At 72.2% G+C, this 18,326-nt stretch carries 14 protein-coding genes and 1 pseudogene; 11 read left to right on the top strand and 4 right to left on the bottom strand.

What is annotated here, in order from left to right; genetic code table 11:
- Positions 1-11 precede the first annotated feature (11 nt).
- The 4 genes from H7A72_RS09035 to H7A72_RS09020 all read left to right on the top strand — a co-directional run bounded on the left by H7A72_RS09035 (position 12) and on the right by H7A72_RS09020 (position 4,948).
- Positions 12-1,733 (top strand): CTP synthase, encoded by a 1,722-nt coding sequence (locus tag H7A72_RS09035; protein WP_305066826.1) that lies wholly within the window; start codon positions 12-14, stop codon positions 1,731-1,733.
- Positions 1,733-2,386 carry an NUDIX hydrolase gene (locus H7A72_RS09030; protein ID WP_185220323.1) on the top strand — a complete coding sequence of 218 codons (654 nt, stop codon included), beginning with the start codon at positions 1,733-1,735 and terminating at the stop codon, positions 2,384-2,386. The genes H7A72_RS09035 and H7A72_RS09030 overlap by 1 nt, the downstream gene beginning before the upstream one ends.
- Positions 2,387-2,478: 92 nt before the next feature.
- Positions 2,479-4,305, top strand: a complete 1,827-nt coding sequence (aspS, locus tag H7A72_RS09025) for an aspartate--tRNA ligase (protein WP_185220322.1) — start codon at positions 2,479-2,481, stop codon at positions 4,303-4,305.
- 4 nt (positions 4,306-4,309) lie between these two features.
- Positions 4,310-4,948 carry an HAD family hydrolase gene (locus H7A72_RS09020; RefSeq protein WP_185220321.1) on the top strand — a complete coding sequence of 213 codons (639 nt, stop codon included), beginning with the start codon at positions 4,310-4,312 and terminating at the stop codon, positions 4,946-4,948.
- Between the two features lie 36 nt (positions 4,949-4,984).
- On the opposite strand, the gene H7A72_RS09015 is transcribed toward H7A72_RS09020, so the two are convergent.
- Genes H7A72_RS09015 through H7A72_RS09005 form a run of 3 tightly spaced genes read right to left on the bottom strand, consistent with a single transcriptional unit; the run spans position 4,985 to position 7,939 of the window.
- Positions 4,985-5,410 (bottom strand): NUDIX domain-containing protein, encoded by a 426-nt coding sequence (locus H7A72_RS09015; protein WP_370543527.1) that lies wholly within the window; start codon positions 5,408-5,410, stop codon positions 4,985-4,987.
- Between the two features lie 40 nt (positions 5,411-5,450).
- The gene (locus tag H7A72_RS09010; protein ID WP_185220319.1) at positions 5,451-7,163 is read right to left on the bottom strand and encodes an FUSC family protein; all 1,713 of its coding nucleotides are present in this window, start codon (positions 7,161-7,163) and stop codon (positions 5,451-5,453) included.
- The gene (locus H7A72_RS09005; protein ID WP_185220318.1) at positions 7,163-7,939 is read right to left on the bottom strand and encodes a GNAT family N-acetyltransferase; all 777 of its coding nucleotides are present in this window, start codon (positions 7,937-7,939) and stop codon (positions 7,163-7,165) included. The genes H7A72_RS09010 and H7A72_RS09005 overlap by 1 nt, the downstream gene beginning before the upstream one ends.
- 18 nt (positions 7,940-7,957) lie before the next feature.
- On the opposite strand from H7A72_RS09005, the gene H7A72_RS09000 reads away from it, so the two are divergent.
- Positions 7,958-9,376 (top strand): replication-associated recombination protein A, encoded by a 1,419-nt coding sequence (locus H7A72_RS09000; protein ID WP_185220317.1) that lies wholly within the window; start codon positions 7,958-7,960, stop codon positions 9,374-9,376.
- A 4-nt stretch (positions 9,377-9,380) separates the two neighbouring features.
- Here the strand turns inward: H7A72_RS09000 and H7A72_RS08995 are convergent, their stop codons facing one another.
- On the bottom strand, positions 9,381-10,415 hold the full coding sequence (locus H7A72_RS08995; RefSeq protein ID WP_185220316.1) for an LLM class flavin-dependent oxidoreductase: 1,035 nt from the start codon (positions 10,413-10,415) through the stop codon (positions 9,381-9,383).
- 63 nt (positions 10,416-10,478) lie between these two features.
- Between H7A72_RS08995 and H7A72_RS08990 the strand changes: the two genes are divergently transcribed.
- The 6 genes and pseudogenes from H7A72_RS08990 to H7A72_RS16675 all read left to right on the top strand — a co-directional run.
- On the top strand, positions 10,479-11,954 hold the full coding sequence (locus tag H7A72_RS08990; protein WP_185220315.1) for an HNH endonuclease signature motif containing protein: 1,476 nt from the start codon (positions 10,479-10,481) through the stop codon (positions 11,952-11,954).
- Between the two features lie 96 nt (positions 11,955-12,050).
- Positions 12,051-12,950: a hypothetical protein gene (locus H7A72_RS08985; RefSeq protein ID WP_185220314.1), complete on the top strand. Its 900-nt coding sequence runs from the start codon at positions 12,051-12,053 to the stop codon at positions 12,948-12,950.
- A 174-nt stretch (positions 12,951-13,124) separates the two neighbouring features.
- Positions 13,125-15,806: an alanine--tRNA ligase gene (alaS, locus tag H7A72_RS08980; RefSeq protein ID WP_185220313.1), complete on the top strand. Its 2,682-nt coding sequence runs from the start codon at positions 13,125-13,127 to the stop codon at positions 15,804-15,806.
- A gap of 79 nt (positions 15,807-15,885) precedes the next feature.
- Positions 15,886-16,341 carry a Holliday junction resolvase RuvX gene (gene ruvX / locus H7A72_RS08975; RefSeq protein WP_234993858.1) on the top strand — a complete coding sequence of 152 codons (456 nt, stop codon included), beginning with the start codon at positions 15,886-15,888 and terminating at the stop codon, positions 16,339-16,341.
- The gene (gene mltG / locus H7A72_RS08970) at positions 16,338-17,489 is read left to right on the top strand and encodes an endolytic transglycosylase MltG (RefSeq protein ID WP_185220312.1); all 1,152 of its coding nucleotides are present in this window, start codon (positions 16,338-16,340) and stop codon (positions 17,487-17,489) included. The genes ruvX and mltG overlap by 4 nt, the downstream gene beginning before the upstream one ends.
- Positions 17,459-18,298: pseudogene (locus tag H7A72_RS16675) on the top strand (shikimate dehydrogenase); the annotation flags it as partial. The gene mltG and the pseudogene H7A72_RS16675, both read left to right, overlap by 31 nt.
- Between the last annotated feature and the right edge of the window lie 28 nt (positions 18,299-18,326).

Below are 18,326 nucleotides of genomic sequence, written 5' to 3'. Positions count from 1 at the left end.
ATTGGAACCCCGTGGTGGCACTGACGAAACACATCTTCGTGACCGGAGGAGTCGTCTCCTCACTCGGCAAGGGACTGACGGCCTCGAGCCTCGGGCACCTGCTTCGAGCGCGTGGCCTCAAGGTCACGATGCAGAAGCTGGATCCCTACCTCAACGTCGACCCGGGGACGATGAACCCCTTCCAGCACGGTGAGGTCTTCGTCACCGAGGACGGCGCCGAGACCGACCTCGACATCGGGCACTACGAGCGTTTCCTCGACACCAACCACGACGGCTCCGCCAATGTCACGACCGGGCAGGTCTACAGCCGGGTCATCGCGCGGGAGCGCAAGGGCGAGTACCTCGGCGACACCGTCCAGGTCATCCCGCACATCACCAACGAGATCACCTCGCGGATGCGTGCACCCGCCGCCGGCAGCCCCGGCGTCGACGACGCCGCCGCGCCCGACGTGATCATCACCGAGATCGGTGGCACCGTCGGCGACATCGAGTCGCTGCCCTTCCTCGAGGCCGCCCGACAGGTGCGTCACGAGCTCGGTCGCGACAACTGCTTCTTCCTGCACGTCTCGCTCGTGCCCTACATCGCGCCGAGCGGCGAGATGAAGACCAAGCCGACCCAGCACTCCGTCGCCGCGCTGCGCCAGGTCGGCATCCAGCCCGACGCGCTCGTGCTGCGCGCCGACCGCGAGATCCCCGCCGACATCAAGCGCAAGATCTCGATGTCGTGCGACGTCGACAAGGACGGCGTGGCCGCGTGCGTCGACGCCCCGAGCATCTACGACATCCCCAAGGTGCTGCACCGCGAGCACCTCGACACCTTCGTCATCCGCCGTCTCGGCCTCAACTTCACCGACGTCGACTGGGGGAGCTGGGACACCCTGCTGCGCCGGGTCCACCAGCCGCGCCACGAGATCGAGGTCGCGCTCGTCGGCAAGTACATCGACCTGCCCGACGCCTACCTCTCGGTCACCGAGGCCCTGCGCGCGGGTGGCTTCCACAACGACGCCAAGGTGCGCATCCGCTGGGTGCCCTCCGACGACTGCGACACGCCGGCCGGGGCGAGCAAGGCGCTCGGCGGGGTCGACGCGGTGCTCGTGCCGGGCGGCTTCGGCGTGCGGGGCATCGAGGGCAAGCTCGGTGCGCTGCGCTGGGCGCGCGAGCAGCAGGTGCCCACGCTCGGCATCTGCCTGGGCCTGCAGTGCATGGTCATCGAGTACGCGCGCAACGTCGCCGGCATCGAGGGCGCCAGCTCCACGGAGTTCGACCCGGCGTCGAGCGCGCCGGTCATCGCCACGATGGAGGAGCAGAAGTCCTTCGTCGACGGTGCCGGTGACCTCGGTGGGACGATGCGTCTGGGCTCCTACCCGGCCGACCTGCGTGAGGGCTCGGTCGCCGCGACCGCCTACGGCTCCACCCAGGTCACCGAGCGGCACCGCCACCGCTACGAGGTCAACAACACCTACCGCGACCAGCTCGAGCAGGCCGGCCTCGTCGTGAGCGGCACCCACCCGCAGCTCGGGCTCGTCGAGTTCGTCGAGCTCCCGCGCGAGGTGCACCCCTACTACGTCTCGACCCAGGCGCACCCCGAGTTCAAGTCGCGCCCGGACAAGGCCCACCCGCTCTTCGCTGGCCTCATCGGTGCCGCGGTCCAGGCGCAGCGCGACTCGCGCCTCGTCGAGGTCGACCCGCCGGAGGAGTCGGCCGAGCCGGCGACCGTGGACGTCGAGGCCTGATGACCGACGAGACGGTGCCGCTGCGCGACGAGCTGCTCACCCGCTCGGTGACCTCCAGCGAGGTGGTCTTCGAGGGCGCGGTCTGGGATGTGCGTCGTGACACCTTCGAGCTCGAGGGCGAGACCCTGGTGCGCGAGGTCGTCGACCACCCGGGCGCCGTCGCCGTCCTGGCCCTCGACGAGCAGGACCGCGTGCTGCTCATCCGGCAGTACCGTCACCCCGTCTCGGCCAACGAGTGGGAGATCCCCGCCGGCCTGCTCGACATCGCGGGTGAGGACCCGCTCGTCGGCGCGCAGCGCGAGCTGGCCGAGGAGGCCGACGTCACGGCCGACGAGTGGGCGGTCCTCGTGGACTACTTCACCTCGCCCGGTGGCATGGACGAGGCGATCCGCGTCTACCTCGCGCGGGGGCTGCGTCCCGTGCCCAAGGGCGAGCGGCACCAGCGCGAAGGGGAGGAGGCGCACCTGCTCCAGCGGCGCGTGCCCCTCGACGAGGTCGCTGCGGCGGTCCTCGCCGGGGACCTGCACAACTCCACCCTCGTCATCGCGACGATGACGGCCCGGGCGTCCCGAGAGGGCGGCTGGACCTCCCTTCGTCCTGCCGACAGCCCGTGGCCCGAGCACCCCGGCCGCAGGGACGGCCCGACCGGCTGATCAACCCGTTGGCCCGGCACCCGCCGGGCTCCGTAGGATGGACCGGCCCGCGCGACCCGCCGGGCGACCCGAAGGACAAGGAAGAACACCCCGTGCTCCGCACCCACGACGCCGGCACCCTGCGTGCCGAGCACTCCGGCCAGACCGTCACGCTCACCGGCTGGGTGGGTCGTCGTCGTGATCACGGGGGCGTGGCCTTCCTCGACCTGCGCGACGCGTCCGGCGTCGCCCAGGTCGTCGCCCGTGACGAGGTCCTCACCGGTGCGGCCCACGACCTGCGCAACGAGTACGTCATCAAGGTCGTCGGCGAGGTCACCCCGCGCGACCCCAAGGACGTCAACCCCAACGTCGCGACCGGCGAGATCGACGTCGTCGCCAGCTCCATCGAGGTGCTCTCCGAGGCCGCACCGCTGCCCTTCCAGATCGACGAGCGCGTGAGCGTCGGCGAGGAGGCCCGCCTCAAGCACCGCTACCTCGACCTGCGCCGCCCGGGCGCCACGAGCGCCGGCGCCGGCCTGCGCCTGCGCAGCAAGGTCAACGCCGCGGCCCGCACGGTGCTCGCCGAGCGCGACTTCGTCGAGATCGAGACCCCGACGCTCACCCGTTCCACGCCCGAGGGCGCCCGCGACTTCCTCGTGCCTGCGCGCCTGGCGCCGGGCGCGTGGTACGCCCTGCCGCAGAGCCCGCAGCTGTTCAAGCAGCTGCTCATGGTCGCCGGCATGGAGCGCTACTACCAGATCGCCCGCTGCTACCGCGACGAGGACTTCCGCGCCGACCGGCAGCCCGAGTTCACCCAGCTCGACATCGAGATGTCCTTCGTCGAGCAGGACGACGTCATCGAGCTCGGCGAGGCCATCGCCAAGGCCGTGTGGGCGACCATCGGGGTCGACCTGCCGACGCCCTTCCCGCGCATGACCTATGCCGAGGCCATGGAGCGCTATGGCTCCGACAAGCCGGACCTGCGCTTCGGGGTCGAGCTCGTCGACTGCACCGAGTACTTCGCCGACACCCCCTTCCGCGTCTTCAAGAACGACTACGTCGGCGCGGTCGTCATGCCGGGTGGCGCCAGCCAGCCGCGGCGCCAGTTCGACGCCTGGCAGGAGTGGGCCAAGCAGCGCGGCGCCAAGGGCCTGGCCTATGTCACCGTCGGCGAGGACGGCGAGCTCGGTGGCCCGGTCGCCAAGAACATCTCCGACGAGGAGAAGGCCAACCTGGCCGCCCACGTCGGTGCGGCCCCCGGCGACTGCATCTTCTTCGCCGCCGACAAGGCCAAGGCCGCGCGGGCGCTCCTCGGCGCGGCCCGTCAGGAGATCGCCCAGCGGTGCGAGCTCATCGACGAGACCGCGTGGTCCTTCCTCTGGGTCGTCGACGCCCCGCTCTTCGAGCCGGCCGGCGATGCCGTCGCCGCCGGTGACGTGGCGGTCGGTGCGGGTGCGTGGACCGCGGTCCACCACGCCTTCACCAGCCCCAAGGAGGAGTTCCTCGACTCCTTCGACACCGACCCCGGGCCGGCCCTCGCCTACGCCTACGACATGGTCTGCAACGGCAACGAGATCGGCGGCGGCTCGATCCGTATCCACCGCAAGGACGTGCAGGAGCGCGTCTTCAAGGTCATGGGCCTGGACGAGGAGTCCGCGCAGGAGAAGTTCGGCTTCCTCCTCGAGGCCTTCAAGTACGGCGCCCCGCCGCACGGCGGCATCGCCTTCGGCTGGGACCGCATCTGCATGCTCCTGCTCGGTGCCGACTCGATCCGTGACGTCATCGCCTTCCCCAAGTCCGGCGGCGGCTACGACCCGCTCACCGACGCGCCGGCGCCGATCACCCCGGAGCAGCGCAAGGAGGCCGGCATCGACGCCACACCCAAGCGTGACGAGGACGCCGAGGCGGCCCAGGCCGCGGGCGACCGGGCGGGCGCCTGATCCGATGAGCCAGCCGGTCGAGGTGCTCCTGTGGGACTGCGACGGCGTCCTGCAGCACGGGCGCTTCGACTGGCGGTCTCGGCTCGATGGTGCAGTCCGGCCGGGCTTCGCCCGGAGGGTCTTCGAGGCCGAGCTGCCGGCCCTGCGGGGCGAGCGGCCGCTGCGTGAGGTGCTCGAGGAGCTGCTCCGGCTGGAGCAGGAGCAGTCAGACCACGTGCCGATCACGGTCGAGGACCTGCTGTCGATCTGGGAGCAGTTCGACCTCAATCCCGAGGCGATCGCCGTGCTCACGGCCGTGCGCGACCTCGGCGTACCCTGCATGCTCGCGACCAACCAGCAGGACCACCGCGTGCAGCACATGCGCGAGGTCCGTGGCTACGACGACCTCGTCGACGGCTCCTACTACTCCAGCGAGATCGGCGCGATGAAGCCGGACCGGGTCTTCTTCGAGCGGGTCCTCGACGACCTCGGCCTGCCGGGGGAGCAGGTCGGGTTCGTCGACGACGTCGCGGCCAACGTCGAGGCGGCGCGATCGGTGGGCATCCGCGCCGTGCTCCACGACCCGGCATCCGGCGCCGAGGGGCTGGTCGAGGACCTCACCCCGCTCGTGCCGGCCCTGGCCCACCTGGGCGCACGACCTTAAGGAAATGCGGCCCTGGGACAGGCCGGGCGCACGACCTTAAGGAAATGCGGCCTCGAGGCGGTCGAGGAAGTCCGCCTGGGCGGCGACGACGAGCTCTCGCGCGGCGTCGAGGTCGTGCCACTGCCCACGGTCGAGCTCGGGGAAGGCCTGCCGGCGCCCGGACCTGGGCGGCCACTCCATCTCGAAGGTGCTGCTCTCGACGAGGGTGACGTCGACCCCCTTCGTCACCTCGATCGCCCACGCGTGGACGACCTTGCCGCCGGACTGCCGCACCTGACCCAAGGGCAGGCGCGGCCCGGCGGGGGCTGGAGCGCCGGTCTCCTCGGCGAACTCACGCTCGGCCGCCGCGAGCAGGTCCTCGCCGGGCTTGACCTCGCCCTTGACGATCGTCCAACCGCGGGGCCGCCGGGCCCACAGCGGCCCGCCCATGTGCCCCAGCCATACCCGGGTCGCACCCTCCACGCGGACAAAGGGGAGGAGCCCGGCACTCGTGCGCGGCACGTCAGGCCTCGGCGAGGATCGTCTGGACCCGCCGCAGGTCGGCGGTGATCTCGTCGGCCGACCGGTGGCGGGTCACGGGGTGGACCGTCAGGCCGGAGAGGGCCTCGCGCGCCCGGGCCATGACCTCGCTCTGGCCGCGGACCCGGGGGTTCCAGGTGGCGCCGAGGACCTGGTAGCCGATCGCCGCGAGCACCTGCTCCATGCGCCGGTAGGGCGCGACGGCGTCGGGGGCGTCGGCGTGGGCCCGGGCGGCGACCCGGTCGGACTCGAGCAGCTCGACGTAGAGCTGCTTGCAGTGGTCGAGGTGAGCGGCCATGCCTTCGTCGGTGCGCGTGCGGCGCTCGCCGAGGTCGGCGAGGACGTCGTCGAGGGCGAGCACCACCCGACGGGCGTGGGCGCGCAGCAGCAGCTCTGGCCGGCCGAGGCGGCTCGAGACGACGAGCACGAGGACGGCCGCGCCGACGCCGATGAGGGTGTCGACCGCGCGGTCGAAGACGATCGTGTCGGGGTCCATGCCGGTCACCGACTCGGAGATCAGCAGGGCGAGGGGGGTGAGGAAGATGACGGCCAGGGCGTAGTTGCGCGTGATCAGCAGCTCGACGACGAACTGGAAGCCGATGATGATCGCGATGATCCACCAGTGCGTGGGGTCGAGCCGCAGCAGGAGGGCGAAGACGAGCAGACCCGCCGCGGTGCCGACGGTGCGCTGGAAGGCCCGGTGGAACTGCATGGAGCGGGTGCCGCCGGTGTGCACGACGAGGACGGCGAAGGCCGCGGCCCAGTAGGCGTGGGCGTTGTCCAGGGCGAGGGCGATGCAGCCGGCGATCAGGGTTGCGGCGGCGACGCGGGCGGCGACGAGGAGGTCCTCGCTGGGCCAGCGCAGGGCCTGCCGCAGGGACCACGAGGCGCGAGGGCGGCCCAGCGAGACCTGACGCACCCGCGCTGCCTCGTGCAGGGCCAGCTCTGCGGTGACCTCGGCATCGGGGCCGTCGACGGCTCGGGAGACGGCGCTGGCATAGCGGCTGTGCACGCGCTGCAGCCGGCCCCCGAAGCGGTCGTCGGAGCCACCGTCGGTCACCGCGGTCCAGGCGTCGTTGAGTGCCCGGGCCGCGGCGCGGCGAGCAGCGGGGACCCGGCCCGGGTCGCCTTCGTCGAGGTAGGCGCCGACGACCTGCTCGGCGTGGGTCACCGCCGCGTCCTCGATGCCGTGGGCCCGGAGCCAGAAGTCGGAGGTGCCCACGACGATCGCGGACAGGACACCGGTGCCCGCGATGCCGAGGAGGGTCGTGGCCGGGGTGCCACCGGTGGCCGCGAGGTTGCCGATGCCGCACACGAGGGCGAAGAAGAAGCCTCCGGGTGGGCCGATCTGGAGCGTGTAGGTGAGCATCGCGGCCACCGTGGCGGCCAGCGCCATCGCGATGATCGCGAGGACGGCGTGACCGGCGAGGGCGATGCCGAGGGCCATCGAGGCCAGCAGGCCCAGGCCCGCGAGCGGGGTGATGACGAAGCGACGTCGGACGGGAGCCGAGGCGCCGTACAGGACGGCGAAGACGCCCATGCCGGCGAGGAAGCCCTGCTGGGCGTGACCGGTGATCGTGAAGCCGATGAGCGGCAGGGCCACGGCGATCGCTGCCCGTCCGGCGACCCACCGGCGCTGCGGTCCGGGGTTCCAGCTGACGAGCGGGCGCAGGTACTCGCTGACGACACCGGCCATCAGGTCAACCTCCCGCTGCTCCACTCGGCGTGCACGACGTATCCCAGTGAACGGTAGATCCCGCGCGCCCGGTCGTTGTGCGAGTACATGCCGAGGGTGCACCACCCGTGCTCGGCCACCGCGACCCGGGTCAGGTCGGCGGTCACGGCCCGGCCGAGGCCGAGCCCGCGCGCGGTGGGGACGACGGTGATGCCGGCCAGGACGGGGGCACCCGAGGACTCCGGCTCGCAGCAGCCGACCGCGAGGAGGTCGCCGCCCTTGTCGCGGACCCCGACCCACCGCTGCCCGGGGCGGGCGAAGGGCTGACCGTCGGTCCCGGGGTTGTGCTCGTCGAGCAGTGCCTGCACCTCGTCACGGTCGGCGACGGGCAGGTCGACGAGCCCGCGGGGGGCGACCACGGGGACGACGTCGGTCGTCGACATGAACTCCCAGCGTGAGGGCGTGGTGGCGAGGAGCCCGAGGTCCTCGGCCGTGCGCGGCAGGGTGACGGCGTTCGCTCCCTTCGCCCGCGCCCGGTCCGACCACGAGGCGAAGGGGGCGGACCCCACGAGCTCGCGGAGAAGGACGTCGTCGCCACGGAGCATGAGCGAGATCCCATGCGTGTGGGTGGGGCGCACGAAGGCGACGGCCCAGCGGCCGTCACGGCGCAGCCCGAGGGCGGCCGGCTCCACGCTCGGGGTGGCCTCGGCACGCACCGCCGGGTCGTCGTCGGTGAAGTGGAGCAGCCGGTCCATCGGGACCTCGGTGGGGGTCGTCGGGGCGGGGTGTCTGCTCACCGGGATAGCGTGCCACCTGTGGTTCCCGACGATCTCTTCGCCTCCGCCCAGGACGACACGGAACCCACCGGCGCCGACCTCAACGCGCCGCTGGCCGTGCGGATGCGCCCGCGCACCCTCGACGAGGTGCGCGGCCAGGGCGAGGTGCTGCGCCCCGGGTCGCCGCTGCGACGGCTCGTGGAGGGCAGCGCCAATGCCGTCGCCGGGCCGATGTCGGCGATCATCTGGGGCCCGCCCGGCACCGGCAAGACCACCCTGGCCCACCTCGTGGCGACGGCCGCGGACCGCGACTTCGTCCAGCTGTCGGCGGTGACGGCAGGGGTCAAGGACGTGCGTGCGGTCATGGAGCGTGCCGCGACCAATCGGTCGATGTACGGCCGGCAGACGGTGCTCTTCCTCGACGAGATCCACCGCTTCAGCAAGGCCCAGCAGGACGCCCTCCTGCCCGGCGTCGAGAACCGCGAGGTGGTCCTCGTCGCGGCCACGACCGAAAATCCCTCCTTCTCGGTCATCGCGCCCCTGCTGTCCCGCTCGATCCTCGTGACGCTCGAGTCGCTGACCCGCGAGGAGGTCGGCGAGGTCATCGACGCGGCCCTGACCGACGAACGCGGGCTGGCCGGCGGCTACGACCTCGCCGACGAGGCCCGGGAGCACCTCGTGGCGATCGCCGGCGGCGACGCACGACGGGCCCTCACCTCACTCGAGGCCTCGGCCGGGGTTGCTGACGGCGATCACCCCTTCGGCCGTGAGGTCCCGAAGGACGGGATCCCGCTCACGCTGGCGCACGTCGAGCAGGCGGTGGCCCGGGCCGCGGTGCGCTACGACCGCACCGGCGACCAGCACTACGACGTCGCCTCGGCCTTCATCAAGTCGATGCGCGGGTCCGACGTCGACGCGGCTCTGCACTACCTCGCCCGGCAGCTCGAGGCGGGGGAGGACCCGCGCTTCATCGCCCGGCGGATCGTCATCTCGGCCTCGGAGGACGTCGGCATGGGCGACCCCACGGCGCTGCAGACCGCGGTCGCGGCGATGCACGCCGTCGCCCAGATCGGCATGCCGGAGGCACGGATCATCCTCGCCCAGGCGGTGGTCCACAACACGCTCGCGCCGAAGTCCAATGCGGCGTACACGGGCATCAACGAAGCCGTCGCCGACGTGCGCGCCGGCAAGGTCCAGGCGGTCCCGCCGCACCTGCGCGGGTCCGGCTACACCCAGGCGTCGGACCGGGCGAAGGGTGCCGTCGGCGGCGCCAAGGTCGAGGGCTATGTCTACGCCCACGACCAGCCCGATGCCGTTGCGGCCCAGCAGTACCTGCCCGACGACCTGCACGCCGAGCTGGCCGATCGGTCGTACTACCGCCCGACCGATCGCGGCTTCGAGGCGCGGCTGCAGGAGCGGTGGGCGTGGTTGCGGGGGCGGTTGCGCGGCAAGGGCTGAGGAGTCAGGCCTCGCCCATGAGCTCACGGACCCGCGGGACGACCTGCTCGCCGTAGAGGCGAATCGAGGACATCCGCAGGTCGTGGGGCAGGCGGCCGTTGCTGTACTTGAGCTGGAAGCGGGTCGCGCCCAGCGTGCGCAGCGTCGTCGCGATCTTGCGCGCCACGGTCTCGGGGGAGCCGCAGTAGACCGCACCCTGCGGGGTGAGCTGCTGACGGGCCTGGGCCTCGGTCATGGGCGACCAGCCGCGCTCGGCGCCGAGCTTGCGCATCTGCTCGACGAAGTACGGCAGGTACTCCTGCGCCGCCTGCTCGTCCGTCTCGGCGACGTGGCCGGGGGAGTGGACCGCGACCGGAAGGCCCGGGTGGCCGGCCTCCTCGCAGGCGCGACGGTAGAGGTCGGCGAGCGGCGCGAACTGCGCCGTCGCCCCACCGATGATCGCGATGACGATCGGCATGCCGTAGCGGGCCGCGCGGACGACCGACGCGGGCGTGCCGCCCACCCCCACCCACGTCGGCAGGTGACCGGACTCGGTCGGCGGCATGATCCGGTCGACCTCGACCGGCGGTCGGGTGCTGCCCTGCCAGCGGACCGGCTCCTCGCGCAGCACGTGCGCGAGGAGGTCGAGCTTGTCGGAGAAGAGGACTTCGTAGTCCTGCAGGTCGAGGCCGAAGAGCGGGAAGGACTCGACGAAGGAGCCGCGCCCGACGGTGATCTCGGCGCGCCCGTGGGAGAGGGCGTCGACGGTCGAGAAGCGCTCGAAGACCCGGATCGGGTCGTCGGAGCTCAGCACGGTGACCGACGTGCCCAGGCGGATCCGCTCGGTCGTCGTCGCCAGGCCGGCGAGGAGGGTGTCGGGTGCGGAGACCGCGTAGTCGGGGCGGTGGTGCTCGCCGACCCCGAAGACGTCGATGCCGAGGGAGTCGGCGAGCTGACCTTCCGCGAGAACCTCGCGGACGACGGTGGCCGCCGGCAGCGGCTGCCCGTCGACGTCGAGGGCGATGTCGCCGAAGGTGTCGAGACCGAGCTGGAGATCCATGACCCCATCCCAGCAGGTCGCGGGTCCGGGTGCGTTGTCGGTGCTCGCCCGTAGTGTTCAGTCATGGACCTCACCGCACCCCTCGACACCCTCGACGCCACCGGCGTCACGGGGATGATCGAGCGTCTGCGGGAGCTCGGCGGTCCGGTCGACGAGGCGGAGGCGATCGACGAGATCGCAGCGCTGGAGCGGCTGAAGTCCGCTGCCGCGGCCGCCCAGGCCAGGGTCACCGCAGCCCTGCGTGAGGGCCGCGTGACGCGCGAGATGGATGCCGGGGTGCCCGCCACGGAGCGGGGCCGCGGGTTGGGGGACGAGATCGGCCTGGCGCGCCGTGAGAGCGCGACCCTCGGCTCCCGACACCTCGGTCTGGCCCGCGCGCTCGTCGACGAGCTGCCCTGCACCCTGGCGCACCTCACCGCGGGGACGGTGAGCGAGTGGGGCGCGACGCTTCTGGCCAAGGAGACGGCGGTCCTGGACCCCGACGACCGACGGCGGGTCGATGCCGAGCTCGCCGACCGGCTGGCGACCATGACACCGCGGCAGATCGAGCGGGCAGCCCGGGCGATGGCCCTGGCGCTCGACTCCCGAGCCATGGCCCGTCGGCGAGCGCGGGCCACGGCGGACCGGCGTGTGTCGATCCGTCCGCAGCCCGACACGATGGCCGCGGTCACCGGGCTGCTCCCTGTCGAGCAGGGCGTGGCCGCGTGGGCCTCCCTGCGGCGCGATGCCGAGGCCGCCAAGGCTGCCGGCGACGAGCGCGGCATCGGGCAGCTCATGGCCGACCTCTTCGTCGAGCGCCTCACCGGACAGACCGCCGCCGACGCGGTCCCGGTCGAGGTCCAGCTCGTCATGTCTCCTGGCACCCTGCTCGGCCTCGACGACGTGCCGGCCTCGCTGCCCGGGCACGGTGCGCTCCCGGCCGGACTGGCCCGCGATCTCGTCCTCGGGGTCGAGGGTGCGGGTGATGACGGCGCCGGTGACGAGGAGCTGCCTGGCCGTGCCTGGTTGCGGCGCATCTTCACCGACGACGCCGATCGCGTCGTCGCCACCGATCCGCGCCGACGTCCCTTCCCTTCATCGCTGCGGCGGCTGCTGCGTGTGCGCGACGGGGTGTGCCGGTTCCCCTTCTGCGATGCCCCGATCAGGCACGACGACCACGTGGTGTCCGTGGCCCTCGGCGGCGCCACGACCGCGCACAACGGCCAGGGGCTGTGCGCGCGTCACAACCTCACCAAGGCGCGACCCGGGTGGCGCTCCGCAACCGTCGACGCGCGTGCGGGAGCCGACGGCACGGCTGCGAGCACCGTGCCCGACGTCGTCACCCTGACCCCGACGGGGCACCGCTATCGCAGTCCCGTGCCGCCGGTCCTCGAGCGCCCGCCGAAGCCTTCCCTGCCGGACCCTTCCACCGCGGAGGCCCGGGTGCTGTCGATGCTCCCGGGCCGCGACAGGACGGCCCGGCGACGACGCCGTGTCGATGTGCTCAGACCCGACGTGCTCAGACCCGCCGCAACCATCGAGCTGCTCGACACAGGGTGAGCGTCAGACGGGGCGGGTGCCCTCGGGTGGGGTAGGGCCCACATCGGCCGAGGAACTCCGTGGCACGGGGCGACCTCGGGCCGTCAGACTGCCGACATGTCCGAGCACCCGATCGCCGAGCACGCGAAGGCGCTGCATCACCACCTGACGTTGCACCCGCCGACCTACGGCTTCCGTCTCGTCGACGTGCGCGCCGAGGGCGGCACCGAAGCGACGAAGGGGGACGAGGTCGCCGTCGTCTTCAGGTGGCGGCGCAACCCGCACACCTTCGTCGTGCGGTTCGGCCGGGACCTCCAGGGGCCGTACAGCGACCACGAGGCCTGGCCTGAGGGCCAGGACCCCGTGGAGGCGTGGTGCGAAGACGTGCAGTTCTGGCTCATGGAGGAGCTCGACACCGGCCTGCTCGCCCGGGCCACGCGGCGTCGGGTGGGGGCGGAGATCGTGCTGTCCTCTCCGTCGACGACGATCGAGGACGAGGACGGGCTGTGGGTCAGTGATGTCCCGCAGTACGCACCCGAGGTCAGCTGGCACCCGGGGCGCGGGGTGCGGTTGCCATGGCGCACGCGCCTCAGGGTGGCCCCTGGCATGCTGCTGGCGGTCCTGCGTGGACGGTCCTTCTCCTTCGGGTGGCTGGCCGACGTCGACACCGAGGCCGAGGCAGGTGACGGAGCGAGTGACGGGAGCTGGTTGGCAGGTGCCGGCCTCGACCCTGGCCGGGTGCGCGCCATCCGCGCAGAGGGACGCCTCCTCGTCTGGCTGCAGCTGCTGGGCGAGGACCTCGCTGAGGGGCCCGCTGGGCAGTGCGCCGTCGTGACCTGCCCGGAACAGGACGTGGCGTGCACCGAGGTGCTCGAGCTCTCCGAGGACGCACCGCACGATGCTCGTCAGCGCATGGTCGACGCCGCCGTGCACGCTGCGGCCGACCTCGGCGTCCGAACGCTGCTCGTCCCCGATGACCAGGGCGGCCACGAGGCCGTCGGCACCGCGCTGTGCTGAGGTCGGGCACCGACCGGTGGGTAAGGTAGGGGCCATGACCGTGCCTCTCGGACGGCCGCGCCGGATCACCGCGCGGCGAGCTATCTCGGGGTCGGCCCGCGCCTGACGCGCCGGTCGCCCCCTTCGCTCCTGCCCCGAGAACCCCACTGCATCACTGATTGGACGCGAACACCCATGGAAACTGCCGAGATCCGGCGCCGTTGGCTCACCTTCTTCGAGGGCAAGGGACACGCGGTCGTCCCCTCCGCCCCGCTGATCCACGAGGACCCCAACCTCCTCTTCGTCAACGCCGGCATGGTCCCCTTCAAGCCCTACTTCCTCGGGCAGGAGACCCCGGCCTGGACGCGCGCCACGAGCGTGCAGAAGTGCGTGCGCACCGGTGACATCGACGAGGTCGGCAAGACCTCCCGCCACGGCACCTTCTTCCAGATGAACGGCAACTTCTCCTTCGGCGACTACTTCAAGCGTGACGCCATCGCCTTCGCCTGGGAGCTGCTCACCACCCCCCAGCCCGAAGGGGGCTACGGCCTCGACCCCGAGCGCCTGTGGGCGACGGTCTACACCGACGACGACGAGGCCGAGCAGCTGTGGCTGGAGCTGACCACGATCCCCCAGGAGCGGATCGTGCGTCGCGCCGAGGCCGACAACTACTGGTCGATGGGCGTGCCCGGCCCCGGCGGGCCGTGCAGCGAGATCTTCTACGACCGCGGCGAGGAGTACGGCCGCGAGGGCGGGCCCGAGGTCGACGAGGACCGGTACATGGAGATCTGGAACCTCGTCTTCATGCAGTACGAGCTCTCGGCCGTGCGGTCGAAGGCGGACTTCGACGTCGCCGGTCCGCTGCCGGCGCAGAACGTCGACACGGGCATGGGCCTGGAGCGGATCGCGAGCATCCTCCAGGGCGTCGACAACATGTACGAGATCGACGAGGTCTACCCGGTGCTGGAGCAGGCCGCGGAGATGACCGGCCGCACCTACGGCGCCTCGTCCGGGCAGACCGCGGGTGACTCGCACCCCGATGACGTCCACCTGCGCGTCGTCGCCGACCACGTCCGCTCCTCGCTCATGCTCATCGGTGACGGCGTCACCCCGGGCAACGAGGGCCGCGGCTACGTCCTGCGCCGCATGCTGCGCCGCGCTGTGCGTGCGATGCGCCTGCTCGGCTACGAGGACCCGGCCCTGCCGCACCTGCTGCCCGTCTCGATGGAGCGGATGAGCGCGTCCTACCCCGAGCTGCGCACCGGCTTCGACCGGATCGCGCAGATCGCCTACGCCGAGGAGCAGGCCTTCCGTCGCACCCTCGCGCAGGGCACGACGATCCTCGACACCGCGGTGAGCCGGACCAAGGAGAGCGGCGGCGACACCCTCGCCGGCGAGCAGGCCTTCGCCCTGCACGACACGTACGGGTTCCCCATCGACCTCACCCTCGAGATGGCGGCCGAGCAGGGGCTCAAGGTCGACCGTGACGGATTCGTCCGCCTCATGGACGAGCAGCGCCAGCGCGCCAAGGCCGACGCCAAGGCGAAGAAGGGCGGCCACGCCAACACCGAGGTCTGGAAGGACCTGCGGGCGCTCGGCGCGACCGACTGGCGCGCCTACGAGGAGCTGACGACCCAGGGGTCCGTGGTGGGTCTGGTCCGCGACGGTGCTCGCGTCGACGAGCTCGAGCCGGGCCAGACCGGTCAGGTGGTGCTCGACCGGACGAGCTTCTACGCCGAGTCCGGTGGCCAGATCGCCGACTCCGGCACCATCGTCGTCGACGGCGCGCGCCTGCTCGTGCGCGACGTGCAGCGCCCGGTCAAGGGCCTGGTCGTCCACACGGTCGAGGTCGCCGACGGCCCGGTGCGGGTTGGGCAGGAGTCCTCCGCCGAGGTCGACCCGCAGTGGCGCATCGACGCCTGTCAGGCGCACTCGGGCACCCACGTCGTGCACGCGGCCCTGCGTCAGGTGCTCGGCCCCTCGGCCCTGCAGTCCGGCTCCTACAACAAGCCCGGCTACCTGCGTCTGGACTTCGCGTGGAACCAGTCCCTGTCCGCCGACGCGCGCGCCGAGATCGAGCACGTCGCCAACCTTGCGGTCCGCGACGACCTGCCGGTCTCCGCCGACTGGATGACCCTGCCCGAGGCGCGTGAGCGCGGCGCGCTGGCCCTCTTCGGCGAGACCTACGACGAGCAGGTGCGCGTCATCGAGATCGGTGGTGAGTGGTCGCGCGAGCTCTGCGGTGGCACCCACGTGCGCCACTCCAGCCAGATCGGCGCGCTCACCCTCACCGGCGAGTCCTCCGTCGGCTCCGGCGTGCGCCGCCTCGAGGCCTTCGTCGGCATGAACGCCCTGCAGCACCTGGCGACCGAGCGCGCGCTCGTCGCAGAGCTGTCGACCATCGTCAAGGCGCCGGCCGCCGACCTGCCCGAGCGGGTCGGTGAGCTCGTCGCCCGGCTGCGTGAGGTCGAGAAGGAGCTGGAGAAGGTCCGCCGTGAGCAGGTCGCGGCCTCGGCCGGCTCGCTCACCGACGCGGCCAGCGACGTCGGAGGTGTCACCTACATCGGCCAGCACATCTCCGGCGGTGCACCCGACGACCTGCGGCAGATGGTGACCGACACCCGCGCCCAGCTCGGCGAGGAGCGGCCGACGGTCGTCGCCCTCACGGGTGACGGCCCCGGCAAGCCCGTCGTCGTCGTGGCCACCAACGGCGCAGCCCGGGCGAAGGGGGTCAAGGCGGGGGCCCTCGTGCGGGTCGCCGCCCAGGTCCTCGGCGGCGGGGGCGGCGGCAAGGACGACCTCGCCCAGGGCGGCGGTCAGGACGCCACCAAGGTCGAGGACGCCCTGGCCGCGATCGAGCGGGAGCTCGGTGCCTGAGAAGGGCACGGCCGAGCAGACCCCGCGCCGCGGGGTCCGCATCGGCATCGACGTGGGCGAGGCCCGCGTGGGGGTCGCGATGAGCGACCCCCACGGGCTCCTCGCCACGCCGGTCGAGACGGTGGCGCGTGATCTCGAGCACGCCACCGACATCGACCGGGTGGTCCAGATCGTCTCGGAGGCGCAGGCCCTCGAGGTCGTCGTCGGCCTGCCGCGCTCCCTCGACGGGAGCGAGGGGCCGGCAGCCGACAAGGCCCGATCCTGGGCCAGATCGCTGGGTCAGGCGCTGTCCGAGGCACCGATCGGGAACACGCCGATCCGCCTCGTGGACGAACGCCTCACGACAGTGGATGCTCATCGGGGCCTGCGGGAGAGCGGTGTTGCCGGTCGTCGCCATCGGGACGTGGTGGACCAAGCGGCAGCGGTGCTCATCCTGCAGACTGCGCTGGACACGGAGCGCGCAACCGGTAGACCCCCTGGGGAACGGGTAGGTCGGCCGCGCCGACGCACACCGCGGAAGGGCAAGAAGGCATGAACCAGCTCGACGACGACATCTTCGACGACGGGCCGCGCGAGCACGGCCACACCCGCCGTCAGCGCCGGTCCAAGGAGGCGCGCTCCAGCCGCAGTGGCGGCGCCGGATGCCTGGCGATGGTCATCGCGGCCGCCGTGGTCGTCGGTGCCGTCTTCTTCGCCTTCGGGTCGCTGCGTTCGATGATCCCCGGCGGCTCCGAGGACAAGGACTTCGAGGGCCCGGGCCACGGCAAGGTCGAGGTCGAGGTCGCCTCCGGCCAGGCCGGCTCCGAGATCGGTGAGACGCTCGTCGAGGCGGGAGTCATCAAGTCGACGAGCAGCTTCACCGAGGTCGCCGCGACGCAGCCCGACAAGGCGGCGTCGATCCAGCCGGGCACCTACGCGATGCTCAAGGAGATGAAGGCCGCCGACGCCTTCGACCGACTGCTCGACCCCAAGAACCGCGTGGCCAAGGGCATCACGATCCCCGAGGGGCTGTGGCGCTCGGAGATCTACACAAAGCTCTCCGAGGGCACCGACGTGCCCGTCGCCGACTACGAGAAGGCCGAGAAGTCGGCGCAGCTGAAGCTGCCCGACGAGGCCGAGGGCGACCTCGAGGGGTGGCTCTTCCCGTCGACCTACGAGTTCGACAAGGACGCCACCGCCGTCGAGCAGCTCAACGAGATGATCTCGATGACGACCAAGGAGCTGGAGAAGGCCGGCGTCGAGCGGGCCGACTGGGAGCGCACCCTCACCATCGCCTCCATCGTCGAGGGCGAGGCAGGGGCCGCCGACCGCGGCAAGGTCGCGCGGGTCATCGAGAACCGGCTCAAGGACGTGGGTGGACCGACGGTCGGCATGCTCAACATGGACAGCACGGTCCACTACGTCTTCCAGGAGCGCGGCAAGGCCGGCACGACCGACGAGATGCGCAACTCGGACAGCCCCTACAACACCTACAAGCACACCGGTCTGCCTCCGGGGCCGATCAACAACCCCGGGGCCGAGGCGATCAAGGCTGCCGGCAACCCCGACGAGGGGGACTGGCTCTTCTTCGTCACCGTCGACCCCGACACCGGCGAGACGAAGTTCGCCGAGACGCAGCGCGAGCACGACAACAACGTCAAGGAGTTCGAGCAGTGGTGCGCGGACAACCAGGACCGGTGCTGACGAGCGAGACGACCCGGCACGCGGGCGTCCTCGGCAGCCCGATCCGGCACTCCCTCTCGCCGACCCTCCACGTGGCCGGCTACGAGGCGGCCGGCCTCGCCGACTGGGACTACACGCCCCACGAGGTCGACGAAGGGGGACTGGCCCCCTTCGTCGCCGGCCTCGACGTCATGTGGCGCGGCCTGAGCCTGACGATGCCGCTCAAGGTCGCGGCCTTCGACGTGGCCGACGAGGTGAGCGAGCTGGCCCGCCGGGCCGGGGCGATCAACACCCTCGTGCGCACCGACGCCGGCTGGACCGCGGACAACACCGACGTCTACGGGCTCCGGGCCGCGCTGCGCGAGGCGGGGGTGACCGCGCCCGCGAGGACCCTCGTGCTCGGCTCCGGCGCGACGGCTCGCTCGGCGGCGCTCGCGCTGCACGAGCTCGACGCCGAGCAGGTCGGCATCGCCGCCCGCGACGAGGCCAAGGCCGCCGCCCTCGCTGACGCCGTGCCGGGCGTGATCACCGGTGGGACCGGCCCGCTTCGCTCGTGGACCTCGACCGGTCCGCAGGTCGTCGTGAGCACCGTGCCGGGCGGCGCGGCCAACGAGGCCGTGGCGGCCACGGTCGACGGAGCCGACCTCGAGGGGGTCGTCCTGCTCGACGTCGTCTACGCCGACTGGCCGACACCACTGGCTCGCGCCGCGAGGGAGCGTGGCGCCACCGTGGTCTCCGGGCTCGAGATGCTCGTCCACCAGGCGGCGCGGCAGTTCGAGCTCTTCACCGGAGAGCCGGCGCCGGTGGCCGCGATGCAGGCCGCGGGCCGGGCGGCCCTCGGCCACACCCCCGGACGCC

It is taken from the genome of Janibacter sp. YB324 (assembly GCF_014217915.1).
Taxonomy (GTDB): domain Bacteria; phylum Actinomycetota; class Actinomycetes; order Actinomycetales; family Dermatophilaceae; genus Janibacter; species Janibacter indicus.
Note: the sequence above shows the minus strand (reverse complement) of the source record. Positions and strands in the feature narration are given on the sequence as shown.

What these genes read in the sequence shown, in the direction of transcription:
- H7A72_RS09030 (WP_185220323.1), top strand. Translation starts at nt 1,733, where the DNA reads ATGACCGACGAGACGGTGCCGCTGCGCGACGAGCTGCTCACCCGCTCG.
- H7A72_RS09020 (WP_185220321.1), top strand. Translation starts at nt 4,310, where the DNA reads ATGAGCCAGCCGGTCGAGGTGCTCCTGTGGGACTGCGACGGCGTCCTG.
- H7A72_RS09010 (WP_185220319.1), bottom strand. Translation starts at nt 7,163, where the DNA reads ATGGCCGGTGTCGTCAGCGAGTACCTGCGCCCGCTCGTCAGCTGGAAC.
- H7A72_RS08995 (WP_185220316.1), bottom strand. Translation starts at nt 10,415, where the DNA reads ATGGATCTCCAGCTCGGTCTCGACACCTTCGGCGACATCGCCCTCGAC.
- H7A72_RS08990 (WP_185220315.1), top strand. Translation starts at nt 10,479, where the DNA reads ATGGACCTCACCGCACCCCTCGACACCCTCGACGCCACCGGCGTCACG.
- H7A72_RS08985 (WP_185220314.1), top strand. Translation starts at nt 12,051, where the DNA reads ATGTCCGAGCACCCGATCGCCGAGCACGCGAAGGCGCTGCATCACCAC.
- alaS (WP_185220313.1), top strand. Translation starts at nt 13,125, where the DNA reads ATGGAAACTGCCGAGATCCGGCGCCGTTGGCTCACCTTCTTCGAGGGC.
- ruvX (WP_234993858.1), top strand. Translation starts at nt 15,886, where the DNA reads ATGAGCGACCCCCACGGGCTCCTCGCCACGCCGGTCGAGACGGTGGCG.
- mltG (WP_185220312.1), top strand. Translation starts at nt 16,338, where the DNA reads ATGAACCAGCTCGACGACGACATCTTCGACGACGGGCCGCGCGAGCAC.